The sequence below is a fragment of the Robertmurraya korlensis NBRC 107688 genome (genome assembly GCF_001591645.1).
Lineage (GTDB): Bacteria > Bacillota > Bacilli > Bacillales > Cytobacillaceae > Robertmurraya_A.
The window spans coordinates 42,902-56,339 of the sequence record NZ_BCVH01000012.1; the positions used below are offsets into that span (position 1 = coordinate 42,902).

A 13,438-nucleotide genomic window follows, 5' to 3' on the forward strand; every position below is an offset into this window, starting at 1 on the left:
CTCGTTCCTATTTAGATTTATGTTAATCATAACAAAAAACCATCTCTAAATAGAGATGGCCAGAGGAGCTTATATTAAGAAGCTTTTTGTTCTTTCATAATTGGTTGTACACTTGATGTTTTCGGGGCAACATTAAATACAATATTTAATAGAATCGCCATGATGCTTCCAGCCACAATTCCGTTATCAGTCAGAATACGGATGCTAGATGGCATTTGTGCAAACAGGTCAGGAACTGCTGTTACACCAAGGCCAATACCTACTGAACAAGCGATAATTAATAGGTTTTCTTGTGAAGCAAAGTCTACCTTACTTAGCATTTTAATACCGTACGCAATAACCATTCCAAACATCGCGATCATCGCGCCACCTAATACAGCTGTAGGGATAATCGTTGTTAAAGCCCCGATTTTAGGGATAAATCCTAATAAAACTAACATCGCTCCAGTTGTATAAATAACGTTTTTGCTTTTTACTCCCGTGATCTGTAATAGACCAACGTTTTGAGAGTAAGTAGTATATGGGAAAGAGTTAAATAATCCTCCTAAAAGAATCGCTAAGCCTTCTGCACGATAACCATTAGCTAAATCCTTTTCCGTTACTTCCTCTTCACAAATATCACTCAAGGCAAAATACACACCAGTGGACTCAACCAAACTTACCATTGCAACAAGAATCATCGTTAGAATCGCTGTGATTTCAAATGTTGGCATCCCGAAATAGAAAGGGGTAACCATGTGGAACCAGCTAGCTTCAGCTACTGCAGAGAAATTAACCATTCCCATAAATGCAGCAACCACTGTACCTGCTAATAAGCCTAAAAGAATTGAAATGGATCGAACAAAACCTGTGAAAAAGCGGTATAAAACAATAATAAATAATAACGTTCCAAAAGCTAAAGAAATGTTCGTCATTGAACCAAAATCAGGGCTTCCTTGACCACCAGCCATATTGTTGATGGCAACAGGAATCAATGTAATTCCGATAATAGTTACAACAGACCCTGTTACAACCGGTGGGAAAAAGCGTACAAGCTTTCCAAAAAACTTTGCAATGACAACCACGAATAAACCAGAGACTAAAATCGACCCATAAATCGCGGAAATTCCATATTCTCCACCAATAGCAATCATCGGACCTACAGCCGTAAATGTACATCCAAGAACGACCGGTAAGCCAATTCCAAAGAATTTATTTTTCCAAACTTGTAAAAGGGTTGCTACCCCACACATTAAAATATCAATCGAAACTAAGTAGGTTAATTGTTCTCCCGTTAGGCCAAGTGCTCCTCCGACAATCAGGGGAACGATCACGGCACCTGCGTACATCGCAAGTACGTGTTGAATTCCTAAGGAAGTTAGTTTAAACGGATTTGTTTTCATTAGATGGTTTCCTCCACTTTATCATTTACAAATGTGACCTTTCCATTTGAAAGGGATTCTACTCTTGCTAGTGATTCTACTCTCCAGCCTTGTTCACGGAGCTTTTGTCCACCCACCTGGAACGATTTTTCAATGACAATTCCAATTCCAGCAACAGTAGCCTTCGCCTGAGTTACTAGATCAATCAAACCTAGAGCAGCTTCTCCATTTGCTAAAAAATCATCAATGATTAATACGCAATCTTCCGGCTGTATAAACTTGTTTGAAATAGAGATTTCGTTGGACTCTTGCTTTGTATATGAATAAACATTTGCTGTTAGTAAGTCATCCGTCAATGTAAGTGACTTACGCTTTCTAGCAAAAATAACAGGGATTCCAAGTTTTAATCCTGTCATAACCGAAGGAGCAATTCCTGAAGACTCTAGTGTAAGAATCTTAGTAATACCTTCAGTCGTAAAAAGCCTTGCAAATTCTTCTCCAATCTCTAGCATGAGCTTTGGGTCAATTTGATGATTTAAGAAGGAATCAACCTTAAGCACAGATTCAGAAAGTACTTTACCCTCTTCTAAAATCTTATTTTGTAATAACTCCATATGTCCTCCCTGAGAAAGAAAATAAAAAAAGCCTAACTTCATTGCATTCACATCAAGATGAGTGAAGCAATGACCTTAGACTTAAGAAGGTGCGGTTGCTTGAACAACGAACGTCAAGCAATCCCATTGCTCACTCATAGTCGAATCATTTACGGTAATTCGGTAGAAACTTGCGAGCCATATCCTCGCCATTATATGAGTGAATCGTATGAAGTTAGTAATCATTATACCAGTATTATAGTATAGTTCAATAGAAAACTAGACATTAAATCCGAAATATATTGGTAAAAACATGAATATTATTCGTGTTAGGGGTTTCATTAATCAGATTTGCGTGAAAAATCAGCAAACAAGATGGAATATACGAACAAAAGGCATCTCTATTCAAGACACCTCTTGCCTATTATTTTCCGACCGTTGCAGCCTTCACTTCGATCTCAACAGGATGCTGTTTATGCTTTGTATAAAAGATACCTGTTGTAATTAATGAGATTGCCCCGAATATGAGAACCATCAATTGTAATCCTACCACATCGAGCAAAAATCCCGTTCCTAGTAGCACTACCTGAAACATAATTCGGTCAAGCATGTTTCGGAAAGAGAAGAAGCGGCCATGGAAGTCCTTTGGCACTTTTGTTTGAAAAAGCGTGGCAACGGTAGGGAAGAAACATCCAACAGCAAATCCAACAATAGCAAATGAAAGAATTGCAAGTGCCTTGATTTCTACAAAATAAAGAGAAATTTGCCCTAACCCGATAATCGTTGAAAAAGCAAAAATAATTGTAAAAGGAGACCATCTGTCACTGAGCCTTTTAATCACAAACGTTCCTAACATAAACGCGATTCCTTCTGCTGTATAAATAAGTCCCTTAATAGAAGGGTCATCGTGAATTTCACTAATATTGATGACCATCAAATTAAATCCACTAAGGAATAACAATGGAACAAGGGCCATGATTACGGTCATCAAAACCACCGGCATTCCCTTAATAACCGGAAGAACCTCTTTGAATCCACCACCACTCGTACCTTTCCCTTTTGTGGTAGAACTACTCGCCACAGGCTCGTCAATTTTTAAAAAGAAGGTAAATACGAGCAAAGCCCCATAAGCAACAAAGGAGGCCACATACAGCATCGATAACGGCATGACTACAAGCATCGCACCAGCTAGTGCCGTTCCTAATACACGTGCAATCGTTGCTATATTCATGTGAACTCCGTTTAATTGAAGAAGTTGATTTTCAGTGACAATTAAAGGGATAGCGGATTGTAGCGCTGGAAAATAAAAAGCAGCAGAGAGCTGAATCCCAATCATAAACACAACCATCCACCAGACGGAGCCGGTATAAAGAGCAAGGAACATAAAGACTACGCTAAACATACGGGCAATTCCTGAATAAATCATAATCGTTTTTTTACTATACTGATCGGTCATCCGACCAGCGAGAGGACCCACAAGAATACCCGCTAATAAGCCTGTAGCAAGGATGAGAGATTTGAGGAAATCAGATGGTACCTTCTCTTGCATAAATTCTAAGTTTCCTATTATTCCAGTCCATAACCCAACGCCAGCAATAAACTCCCCGATTAAAATAATCCATACATTCCGATTTTTCCACATTTTTTGATCCTCTTTTTAGTTTAATATATTCTAATTATGATAAAAAATTTCGGTTTCCGAAGATTATTATATAACTTTTTCTACATTCTGTCATGATGTTAAAGAACAATAAAAAACAACAGAATGAACCACTCTGTTGTTTACATTCTTGTGTAATTTCTTTCAATAATAAAATGGGTCAAATCTCCCCGGAATATCGTTTTTGAGTATTCAATAATACTTCCATCCTCTAAGTACGCATGTGTATCTAAAGAAAAGCAAGGACTGCCAACAGGAATTTGTAGCTTTTTTGCTACTTCCTCATCGGGAAGATAAAGTTCTAAGTTCTCAATCGTTTTATTTATATAAAGGTCATATTGAGTTTGCAGCAGCTTGTACAGTGAATCTTCACAGCCTTCTTTACTAATAGCAGGCGTTTTATACCAAGGAAGATAAGAAATCTCATACTGAATGGGCTCATCATTCACGAAACGTACTCGCTCGAGTACATTAACAGGCTCACCTTCATTAACTTTTAGAAGATTAATTAAATAATCATTCGCAGGAACTACTTCCAAATTAATGACTTTAATCGACGGTATTTTTCCTTGCATTGAGATCTGATCTGAAAATCGTTCAATCGTTGCAGTCAATACTTGCTTCACCTTATTGTTAGATACAAATGTACCGCTTCCTCTTTTTCGGTAAACATATCCCTCGGATGTTAACTGCTGAAGTGCTGTTCTTACGGTCGTACGGCTAACACCAAAGGTTTCACAAAATTCTGCCTCTGTCGGAAGCTGTGAATCTGGTGGATATTCTCCATCTTTTATAAGCTGGATAATCGCTTCCTTCACTCGTAAATGTAGGGCATTTCCATCTTTCGTCTCTTCATTCATATCGGATAACCTCCTTATTTCATTATAGCAAACATTATTCTTAATTTGTATTTTCAAATAAGGGTGAATAAATTTGTAGTAACAAATTAAATATTTGTATTGAAATATGATACATAGATCAGTACAATGAAGATACATCTTGGTAAGCGCTCTCAAAAAACAATGAAAAGGGGGAATAGGTGGATGATGAATTTTATTGACAAATACATCATGCCGGTAGCGAACAAGTTGGGGAATAACAGGCATTTACTTGCGATTCGTGACGCGTTGGTTGGAATGATTGCGATTACGATGGTCGGTTCTTTGGCCGTTCTGTTAAACAACCTAGGGTCTGTACCTGGAATTGGGAAACCGTATCAAAAAATGATGGTTGCTCTTTTCGGAGAAACATGGAACACGCTTGGTGGAGACATTTGGTGGGGGACGCTTGCGTTCATGACCGTTTTTGCTGTTTTTGGAATTGCGTATAAGCTTGCGAAGTCTTATGGTGATGATGGGTTTGAAGCGATGCTCGTTGCCGGAGCAGCTTTCTTTGTACTCATTCCGCAAATAGGAAATGTTACTCTTACACCTGAAGGAGGAGAGGCAGTAACTGGTGGCGCATGGGGCTTTATTAGTTGGAATTACTTTAATGCAACCGCACTTTTTACAGGTATTATCGTTTCTATTATTGCTACTGAAATTTTTGTGCGGTTAGCAAAGATTAAGTATTTAGTCATTAAGTTACCAGATGGTGTACCACCAGCTGTCGCACGATCTTTTTCGAAGCTACTGCCTGGAATGGCAACTATTTTTACAATGGCGTTATTGGGTCTTATTTTACGGAAATTCATTAGTGGCGGTGCGTATTTAAACGATTGGTTAAACCAAGTTCTTGTTACACCTTTAACTGGGGCAGTGGATTCATTGCCATTTGCGATATTGATTGTGGCTTTAGTTCATGGTTTCTGGGTCATTGGATTACACGGACCCAATATTTTAGGCGGAATCACGACACCTTTAATGACGAAGCTTGGACAGGAAAACTTGAATATGTATGCTCAAGGTGTGGAGAAGCTTGGTGATTATAACATTCTAGCAGGGTCTTTCTTAGATGCATTTGTTTATTTAGGAGGCTCCGGAGCGACGCTTGGTTTGCTCATTGCTATGTTTATTGCTGGAAGAAGAAGGCATAAACAGTTATTAGCGTTAGGTACTCCTCCAGGGGTATTCCAAATTAATGAACCGATTTTATTTGGTCTCCCCATTGTATTAAATCCAATCTGGTTCATACCATTTATCTTAGGACCAATTGTAATGACAATTATCGCATATCTATCGATAAGCTTCGGTCTCGTTCACCCTGTTGTTGCCGATATTCCATGGGTAACACCAGCCATTTTAGGTGGGCTACTCGCTACGGGTGGTCATATTTCAGGAGCGGTTCTTTCTGCTGTAAATCTAGTTGTCTCCATTGCTATCTATCTACCATTCGTCATTGCCCAAGGGAAGATAGAAGCAAGAAAGGACAGAGAAAGAGAACTTCAAGCTCCAACTGATACTTTGAAAATGTAAGTGCAAATCCCTGGGCGAGGTTATTCCACCTTTCCAGGGAGTTTCTTTTTCCATAAATAGTAGGAGGGTTTCATCATGAATAAAGGATTAAAAATTGTAACGATTGGCGGAGGGTCAAGCTACACACCCGAATTAATTGAAGGATTTATTAAGTATTATGACGAACTTCCAATAAGAGAAATATGGCTGGTCGATATAGAGGCAGGAAAAGAGAAGCTCGATATAGTTGGAAACTTAGCCAAACGAATGGTTGAAAAATCAGGTCTTCCGATCGAGATTCACTTAACATTAGATCGTAGAACAGCTTTAGAAGGAGCTGACTTTGTCACAACTCAATTGCGAGTAGGATTGCTGGAGGCGCGTAAGCTTGACGAGAGCATTCCATTAAAGCATGGAGTGTTAGGACAAGAAACGAACGGACCAGGTGGATTGTTTAAAGCGTTCCGAACAATCCCAGTAATTCTTGATATATGTCGGGAGATGGAGGAGCTTTGTCCTGATGCGTGGCTCATTAATTTCACCAACCCAGCTGGCATGGTAACAGAGGCTGTTTTAAAACATACGAACATAAAAGCAGTAGGTCTATGTAATGTGCCTATCGGGATGGAGATGGGAGTTGCCAAACTATTAGGTGTGGACCATAGCCGAGTCAGAATTGACTTTGCTGGTTTAAATCATCTGGTCTATGGGTTGGATGTGTTTGTGGACGGAACATCAGTGAAAACGGAAGTGATCTCTCTTTTAACAGATCCAGACAAGGCCATTACGATGCAAAATATTCATGCGATGGGATGGGAGCCTGAATTTTTACAGGCATTAAATGTCCTTCCTTGCCCATATCATAATTATTATTACAAGTCTGGCAACATGCTAGAAGATGAACTGAAAAAATTCCGTGAAGGAAATATTCGAGCCGAGGTAGTGAAGAGATTAGAGGATGATTTGTTCGAGTTATACAAGGATCCAAATCTAGACATCAAACCTCCACAGTTAGAAAAAAGAGGGGGAGCTTACTACAGCGATGCAGCCGTTCGGCTCATTCACTCGATGTATACGGATAAACGGGATATACAAGCAGTGAATACAAGGAATAACGGGACGATCTCCAGTCTCCCTGCTCAGGCAGCTGTAGAAGTAAGCTGTGTCATTACAAAAGACGGTCCCAAACCAATTAGTGTAGGAGAGCTACCAGTAGCGGTAAGAGGACTAGTTGGTTTTATGAAATCTTTTGAAGAGGTAGCGATTGAAGCTGCTATAACAGGAAACTACAATACCGCCCTTCTTGCCATGACCATGAATCCATTCATACCAAGTGATCAAACAGCTAAGGTCATTTTAAATGAAATGTTAGAAGCTCATAAAGAGCACTTGCCACAGTTTACTTTGAGATAGGGGAGTATGTACATGATTCAATTAATCGTAAACGCAGACGATTTTGGTTTTAGTTCAGGTGTGAACTATGGAATAATTGACACTCATCTGAATGGAATTGTGAATTCTGCCACAATGATGATGAATATGGAAGGAACCGAGCATGCGATTCAGCTTGCAAAAGAGCATCCTAGTTTGCAGGTGGGGATTCATTTAGTCCTTACATGCGGAAAACCGCTTTTACATGATGTTTCGTCCCTTACAAATGAAGAGGGGTCCTTTCATTCCTTGTCAGATCTCCACTCTAAAAAAGGCACTGTCCTTCTTGAGGAAGTGGAGAGGGAATGGACTGCTCAAATTGAAAAGTTCCTACGTTCAGGTGTACCACTCACACATACCGACAGTCACCATCATGTTCACACGATTGAAGAGCTGTTACCTGTAGTGCAACGTTTATCAAAGAAATATAACCTGCCTGTGAGAACAAATGGACTAGAACGAATTAAAGGTGTTGAACCGTTTTCTGACTTGGCATTATTTGATTTTTATGGAGACGGAGTGGAAGGTGAATATTTCACCAAGCTCAAGGAACGATTTCCAGAACATACAAAAATTGAAGTCATGACTCATCCAGCCTACTTGGATAATGCTCTTTTAAAAGGCTCTTCCTACACATACAAACGCTTAGAAGAAGTGGAGATTTTAAAGACTGTAGTCCTTCCGAGGGAGATTCAGTTACTGTAACAGGGAATTTGTTACAAGTTTTATAGTTGCAAATAGTGATAAGTTTATGTTTTAATAGACATATAATCATTTGTTTTCGACTATAGTAACAATATAGTATAAAATTAATATCGATTTTCCTTTTTCAGTAAAGGGGAGTAGCGTCAGGATTTTTCCTGAAACAAAGTCGTCATTACATGGAGCAATCCATCGGCTTTGTTGGCATTTTATTTGTGCTTAGCGAGACCTTTGCCTACAATGGCAAAGGTCTCTTTATTTTGTAGGCAAAAAAATCGATAAGAACTTATTTTTAGGAGGGAATATTTATGGAACTAGAATTTTTAACTGCACTACTTACCATTATTGCTATTGACTTAGTTCTTGCCGGTGATAATGCCATTCTTATTGGATTAGCAGCTAGAAGTCTTCCAAAAGAACAGCAGAAAAAAGTAATTCTTTGGGGATCAATTGGAGCGATTGTCATTCGTGTAGTGGCCACACTCGCTGTTGTTTGGTTGCTGAAAATCCCAGGCTTACACTTAGTAGGTGGACTATTACTTGTTTGGATCGCTTATAAATTACTGGTGGATGACGATAGCCACGGTGACGTGAAAGCAGGAGATACATTCTGGGCAGCGATTCGTACCGTAATCATTGCAGATGCCTTAATGGGATTAGACAATGTGCTAGCAATCGCAGGTGCATCTCACGGGAATATGACACTAGTTATTATTGGATTACTTGTTTCCGTCCCTGTCGTTATGTGGGGTAGCACGATGATTATTAAATGGATCGAGCGTTATCCAGTGATCGTTACAATTGGTTCAGCGATTTTAGCTTGGACAGCAGCAAAAATGATTGTTGGTGAAGGATTCTTAGATGTTGTTTTTGTAAATGGCTTTGTTAAATACGGCTTTGAAATCCTTGTGATTGCTGGAGTTGTTTTAGCTGGTAAAATGACCATGAAAAAGAAAAAGCTTGCAGCTCAAACGGAAGAAACGTACGAGTTGAAAAAGGCTGGATCTCATTAATGTATGTAAGGTGCTCCCAGATGAGGGAGCACTTTTTATATTTTTAACTCTTGATGAAGACTGGTTGATGTTTCAATTTGTATCGTTGCATGATCAATATGGAACCGATCGCTTACTGTCCGAATGGCCTCTTGTAAAATAGTTTGTGAATGGTGGTCCTCGTCTACAAGTAAATGGCAAGTTAACGAGTGAAGTCCGGATGTAATCGTCCAAATGTGAAGATCGTGCACATCAATAACACCATGAATGGATTCTAGTGCATCCTTTACTTCGTCTTGCTTCAGAGAGTGAGGGGTTCCCTCCATTAATATGTGGAAAGAATGCGAAATGACACCCCATGCACTACGTAAAATTAATAAAGCAACAATGACGGAAATGATGGGATCAGCAATATACCATCCAAATAGCAGCATGACAATTCCAGCAATAATTGCTCCAACAGACCCTAAGGCATCTCCTAACACATGTAAATAGGCACTTCTCACATTTACATTATCTTTGACATCTCCATTTCGTAATAAAGACCAAGCACTAATTAAATTCGCCCCCAGGCCAATACAAGCAATGAGGATCATTGTTCCGCTTGAAACAGTTGGAGGTTCCAAAAACCGCTCAAATGCTTCCCACACGATAAAACCAGCAATCACAAACAAAGTAACCCCATTAAACAAAGCGGCTAATACTTCAAAACGGTAAAATCCAAAGGTTTTCTGTGGTGTAGCAGGACGGGAAGCAATCCAAAGTGCCACAACACTTAGTAGCAATGAGCTCGCATCACTAAGCATATGCCCCGCATCTGATAATAGTGCAAGACTATTGGTAAGTAACCCTCCAAAAAACTCTGCGAACATAATTCCAGTTGTCACAAATAAAGCGATAAGTAACCCCTTTTTGTTTCCTTCCCTTTGTGAATCAAAGTGATCATGACAATGGTCATGTCCATGATGATGATGGTGCCCATGACCGTGGTGGTGATGGTGGTGACCCATACATATTCCTCCTATTTGCAATTAATATGGGTGAGCACTTGCTGGAGAATTGTGATGACATGCTCGTCATCGTAGGAATAGTACAAGGTGCTTCCTTCCCGGCGATATTTGACTAATCGGAGCTTCCTAAGCGTGCTAAGTTGGTGTGAAACCGCAGACTGAGTCATCTCGAGTACTTCGGTAATATGACCCACAGAGCATTCCTCTTGGGAGAGTAGATATAAAATTTTAATTCTTGTTGGATCAGCTAGCGCTTTAAAAATTCTTGATGCTTCATCCGCTGTTGCTTGGTTAAGAAATGAATGGTCAGTACGTTCCATCAAATAGCTCCTTTAATTCATGATTTAACATATGAGCATATGTTCATATATGTATAGTATCATAAAGTTGGTCAATTGGTGATAAAATAACTTGAATTCTCAGAAATTTACTTTGGAACAAACGAAAAAAAGTGATAACATAGTAGAATAATAATGGGGTATGTACGGGTATATAATGGAGTGATAAAAGTGATAGGTAACCAACAAAGTATTGTATTTATCGGATTTATGGGTGCTGGGAAAACAACGATAGGAAAATTAGTCGCGGAGAAGCTCCGTCGAGAGTTTATTGATATTGATGAAGCAATAGAGAAAGAGTACGGAATCCCCACCTCAGAAATTTTTAAGAAAATTGGGGAAAAAGCCTTCCGTGCCAAGGAAAAAGAAATCATCATCGAACTAAGTAAAAGACAAGGATATATACTGTCTCTAGGGGGAGGAGCGTTTCTTCAGGAAGAGACGAGAGAAGCTTGCTTGCAAAACTGTACGGTGATTTTCCTTGATATCTCATGGGAGTATTGGAAGGAAAGAATCGGTCTAATTATTGATTCAAGACCCGTTCTTCAAGGTCGCAATCAAGAGGAAATCAGGGAGCTATTTAATAGTAGACAAGCAATCTATCAACACCACCATATAAAAATAGGTACGGATGATCAACAGCCAGAACAGATTGCAGAGTATATCGTTTCAAAATTGGGATAAATAGTAGAAGAGGCGGGCAGCTCAAAAGAAGAGCTGCCTCCTGTTCTTAGGAACGGAATTTCCTTTGGAATAAATCAAACAGCATCATTTTATCTCGAAGTAATGCTGAACAAGGTTGCTGTCCTATGGGATAGGTTAGTGTATATTTGTCGCAAACAGGACATTTCCCGTCTTCTTTAAAATAATGAATGATGTTCATCGGAAAGTTGAAGTCGCCTCCACCAACTAACATTTGATAGGAGTGGCCTTTCACATCAAAAAGAACTTGATACCCACTAAAAATGGATAGTTTACTAATCTTTATATTCGTTGCAGAATAATGGCTCATCTCATTACACATCCTAAGTAAAATTCGATAGAAGACTAGCTTTCCGTTTCATTATAGCCGAATATTGATATGATTTCGACATCCAAACATATATCGGCGCCATTCAAAGATATCAGCGACTTTCGAAAGTTATCGGCTATCCCCAAACATTAAAAAACGAGCCGCATCTCGTGCAGCTCGCAACAAATCCTAATAACGATCAGATTCATGTCCCATATCATCAGCCTTCTTCATCGCTTCATCAGCAGCAGCTGTACTCATATGTTCCTTATTCTTCATCGCTTGATCGACACCTTCACGTACGCGGCGTCCATATTCCTCATCTGCCTTAGTGAAATACTCAATCATTTGGTCTTGAATTTCCTTCTTACATACCGATAGAGCACCAACCAAGTTCGATATCAACTCATCCTGCTCCAGCTTATCAAACGCGCGATACGTTTCTCCGGCTTGAGCAAAGTCATTTGTACGGTCTATCTTTTGACGGACAAGCTTTGCATCATAATGCGGTTCATGGTCAGCACCTGTTTTTTCCGCTTCCTTTAAACCGCCGAGCAACGATGGCTCGTAGTTCACGTGTGGATTTTGACCTGGTGCCATATCCACCGAATATTCCATTTGCCCGTCACGTTGGTTCGTCGCCACACGCTTCTTCGGAGAGTTGATTGGAACTTGTAAATAATTCGTTCCAACGCGGTAACGTTGTGTATCGGAATAGGAGAATGTACGCCCCTGTAACAGCTTATCGTCCGAGAAGTCTAATCCATCCACAAGAACCCCTGTACCGAACGCAGCCTGTTCGACCTCGGCAAAATAGTTCTCCGGATTTTTATTCAACACCAATTTCCCAACCTTTAAAAATGGGAACTGTTCAGGATCCCAAAGCTTCGTCGGATCTAGTGGATCATAGTCTAGCTCAGGATGCTCATCGTCGCTCATGATTTGAACGCATAGCTCCCATTCCGGATAATCTCCACGTTCAATTGCTTCATACAGATCTTGAGTCGCATGGTTATAGTTGGTAGCTTGAATCTCATCTGCTTCTTTTTGAAGAAGATTTTTGATTCCTTGCTTTAATGGCTCAAAGTGGTACTTAATAAGGACACCTTGCCCTTCCTTATTTACCCATTTGTATGTATTTACCCCAGAACCTTGCATTTGACGGTAATTCGCTGGAATTCCCCATGGGGAAAATAGGAACGTTACCATATGTGTCGCTTCCGGTGTCTGAGAAAGGAAGTCAAACATTCTTTCTGGGTCTGGCAAGTTAGTCACAGGATCTGGCTTGAACGAATGAACCATATCAGGGAATTTAATTGGATCACGGATAAAGAAAATCTTCAGGTTGTTACCGACTAAATCCCAGTTCCCATCCTCTGTGTAAAACTTAATCGCAAACCCACGTGGGTCACGTAATGTTTCCGGGGAGTGTCCACCGCCAACAACTGTAGAGAAACGAACAAATACAGGTGTAATTTTTCCAGCTTCTTGGAACAGCTTGGCACGTGTGTACTTCGCAATTTCTTCGTTCCCTACTTTCCCATACGCTTCAAAATATCCATGAGCACCCGCTCCGCGACCATGAACGACACGCTCTGGAATTCGTTCTCTATCAAAATGAGAGATTTTCTCTAAAAAGTGATAGTTCTCTAATGTAGTTGGTCCACGGTTTCCAACGGTTCTTACATTTTGGTTATCCGTGATTGGATGGCCTTGTCGGTTCGTTAGAGTTTCACTAGACTCATTGCTTCCCAAACGACCATCCTGTGGTCCTCCGACCCCAGAAACGCCCGTTCCGTTTTCTATGTTTTCTTTGTTATCCAAAATTAAAACACCTCCAATTGAACATTACTGTCATAGAATGTCCAATTTAAGGTGCTGTATACAAAGTTTACCATTACCACCGAAATATAATTCAATCCTAAAACGGACATTCACCACCCATC

At 39.9% G+C, this 13,438-nt stretch carries 13 protein-coding genes and 2 riboswitches; of the genes, 5 read left to right on the forward strand and 8 right to left on the reverse strand.

The window, feature by feature from the left end; genetic code table 11:
- Positions 1 to 74: 74 nt before the first annotated feature.
- From BKO01S_RS15845 to BKO01S_RS15860, 4 genes are all read right to left on the reverse strand, one after another.
- The gene (locus tag BKO01S_RS15845) at positions 75 to 1,382 is read right to left on the reverse strand and encodes a nucleobase:cation symporter-2 family protein (RefSeq protein ID WP_066056158.1); all 1,308 of its coding nucleotides are present in this window, start codon (positions 1,380 to 1,382) and stop codon (positions 75 to 77) included.
- A complete protein-coding gene (locus BKO01S_RS15850; protein ID WP_066056161.1) occupies positions 1,382 to 1,975 on the reverse strand; it encodes a xanthine phosphoribosyltransferase in 594 nt (197 codons plus the stop codon). Before BKO01S_RS15850 ends, BKO01S_RS15845 begins: the two co-directional genes overlap by 1 nt.
- 117 nt (positions 1,976 to 2,092) lie before the next feature.
- A riboswitch (purine riboswitch) is annotated at positions 2,093 to 2,194 on the reverse strand.
- A 184-nt stretch (positions 2,195 to 2,378) separates the two neighbouring features.
- Entirely contained in the window at positions 2,379 to 3,596 is a 1,218-nt protein-coding gene (locus BKO01S_RS15855) for an MFS transporter (RefSeq protein ID WP_066056163.1), read from the reverse strand.
- A 140-nt stretch (positions 3,597 to 3,736) separates the two neighbouring features.
- Positions 3,737 to 4,474, reverse strand: a complete 738-nt coding sequence (locus BKO01S_RS15860) for a GntR family transcriptional regulator (protein ID WP_066056166.1) — start codon at positions 4,472 to 4,474, stop codon at positions 3,737 to 3,739.
- Between the two features lie 183 nt (positions 4,475 to 4,657).
- Here BKO01S_RS15860 and BKO01S_RS15865 point away from each other — a divergent pair, with 183 nt between their 5' ends.
- The 4 genes from BKO01S_RS15865 to BKO01S_RS15880 all read left to right on the forward strand — a co-directional run bounded on the left by BKO01S_RS15865 (position 4,658) and on the right by BKO01S_RS15880 (position 9,153).
- Positions 4,658 to 6,028: a PTS sugar transporter subunit IIC gene (locus BKO01S_RS15865; RefSeq protein ID WP_066056168.1), complete on the forward strand. Its 1,371-nt coding sequence runs from the start codon at positions 4,658 to 4,660 to the stop codon at positions 6,026 to 6,028.
- 75 nt (positions 6,029 to 6,103) lie between these two features.
- Positions 6,104 to 7,420: a 6-phospho-beta-glucosidase gene (locus BKO01S_RS15870; RefSeq protein WP_066056171.1), complete on the forward strand. Its 1,317-nt coding sequence runs from the start codon at positions 6,104 to 6,106 to the stop codon at positions 7,418 to 7,420.
- A gap of 12 nt (positions 7,421 to 7,432) precedes the next feature.
- On the forward strand, positions 7,433 to 8,143 hold the full coding sequence (gene chbG, locus BKO01S_RS15875) for a chitin disaccharide deacetylase (protein ID WP_066056174.1): 711 nt from the start codon (positions 7,433 to 7,435) through the stop codon (positions 8,141 to 8,143).
- A 120-nt stretch (positions 8,144 to 8,263) separates the two neighbouring features.
- Positions 8,264 to 8,361: riboswitch (yybP-ykoY riboswitch) on the forward strand.
- An 87-nt stretch (positions 8,362 to 8,448) separates the two neighbouring features.
- Positions 8,449 to 9,153, forward strand: coding sequence for a TerC family protein (locus BKO01S_RS15880; RefSeq protein ID WP_066056177.1), 705 nt, complete (start codon positions 8,449 to 8,451; stop codon positions 9,151 to 9,153).
- Positions 9,154 to 9,188: 35 nt separating this feature from the next.
- Here BKO01S_RS15880 and BKO01S_RS15885 read toward each other — a convergent pair whose 3' ends face one another.
- The gene (locus tag BKO01S_RS15885; RefSeq protein ID WP_066056180.1) at positions 9,189 to 10,142 is read right to left on the reverse strand and encodes a cation diffusion facilitator family transporter; all 954 of its coding nucleotides are present in this window, start codon (positions 10,140 to 10,142) and stop codon (positions 9,189 to 9,191) included.
- Between the two features lie 11 nt (positions 10,143 to 10,153).
- Positions 10,154 to 10,462, reverse strand: a complete 309-nt coding sequence (locus BKO01S_RS15890) for an ArsR/SmtB family transcription factor (RefSeq protein ID WP_066056183.1) — start codon at positions 10,460 to 10,462, stop codon at positions 10,154 to 10,156.
- 153 nt (positions 10,463 to 10,615) lie between these two features.
- Here BKO01S_RS15890 and BKO01S_RS15895 point away from each other — a divergent pair, with 153 nt between their 5' ends.
- A complete protein-coding gene (locus BKO01S_RS15895) occupies positions 10,616 to 11,164 on the forward strand; it encodes a shikimate kinase (RefSeq protein ID WP_066056186.1) in 549 nt (182 codons plus the stop codon).
- A gap of 46 nt (positions 11,165 to 11,210) precedes the next feature.
- Here the strand turns inward: BKO01S_RS15895 and BKO01S_RS15900 are convergent, their stop codons facing one another.
- Both BKO01S_RS15900 and BKO01S_RS15905 read right to left on the reverse strand, forming a co-directional pair.
- The gene (locus BKO01S_RS15900; RefSeq protein ID WP_066056188.1) at positions 11,211 to 11,492 is read right to left on the reverse strand and encodes a hypothetical protein; all 282 of its coding nucleotides are present in this window, start codon (positions 11,490 to 11,492) and stop codon (positions 11,211 to 11,213) included.
- Between the two features lie 189 nt (positions 11,493 to 11,681).
- Positions 11,682 to 13,298 (reverse strand): catalase, encoded by a 1,617-nt coding sequence (locus tag BKO01S_RS15905; RefSeq protein ID WP_066056349.1) that lies wholly within the window; start codon positions 13,296 to 13,298, stop codon positions 11,682 to 11,684.
- Between the last annotated feature and the right edge of the window lie 140 nt (positions 13,299 to 13,438).

Bases quoted from the DNA above. Each gene is read 5' to 3' on its own strand.
- BKO01S_RS15845 (WP_066056158.1), bottom strand. From the start codon at position 1,382: ATGAAAACAAATCCGTTTAAACTAACTTCCTTAGGAATTCAACACGTA.
- BKO01S_RS15850 (WP_066056161.1), bottom strand. From the start codon at position 1,975: ATGGAGTTATTACAAAATAAGATTTTAGAAGAGGGTAAAGTACTTTCT.
- BKO01S_RS15855 (WP_066056163.1), bottom strand. From the start codon at position 3,596: ATGTGGAAAAATCGGAATGTATGGATTATTTTAATCGGGGAGTTTATT.
- BKO01S_RS15860 (WP_066056166.1), bottom strand. From the start codon at position 4,474: ATGAATGAAGAGACGAAAGATGGAAATGCCCTACATTTACGAGTGAAG.
- BKO01S_RS15865 (WP_066056168.1), top strand. From the start codon at position 4,658: ATGATGAATTTTATTGACAAATACATCATGCCGGTAGCGAACAAGTTG.
- BKO01S_RS15870 (WP_066056171.1), top strand. From the start codon at position 6,104: ATGAATAAAGGATTAAAAATTGTAACGATTGGCGGAGGGTCAAGCTAC.
- chbG (WP_066056174.1), top strand. From the start codon at position 7,433: ATGATTCAATTAATCGTAAACGCAGACGATTTTGGTTTTAGTTCAGGT.
- BKO01S_RS15880 (WP_066056177.1), top strand. From the start codon at position 8,449: ATGGAACTAGAATTTTTAACTGCACTACTTACCATTATTGCTATTGAC.
- BKO01S_RS15885 (WP_066056180.1), bottom strand. From the start codon at position 10,142: ATGGGTCACCACCATCACCACCACGGTCATGGGCACCATCATCATCAT.
- BKO01S_RS15890 (WP_066056183.1), bottom strand. From the start codon at position 10,462: ATGGAACGTACTGACCATTCATTTCTTAACCAAGCAACAGCGGATGAA.
- BKO01S_RS15895 (WP_066056186.1), top strand. From the start codon at position 10,616: ATGGGGTATGTACGGGTATATAATGGAGTGATAAAAGTGATAGGTAAC.
- BKO01S_RS15900 (WP_066056188.1), bottom strand. From the start codon at position 11,492: ATGAGCCATTATTCTGCAACGAATATAAAGATTAGTAAACTATCCATT.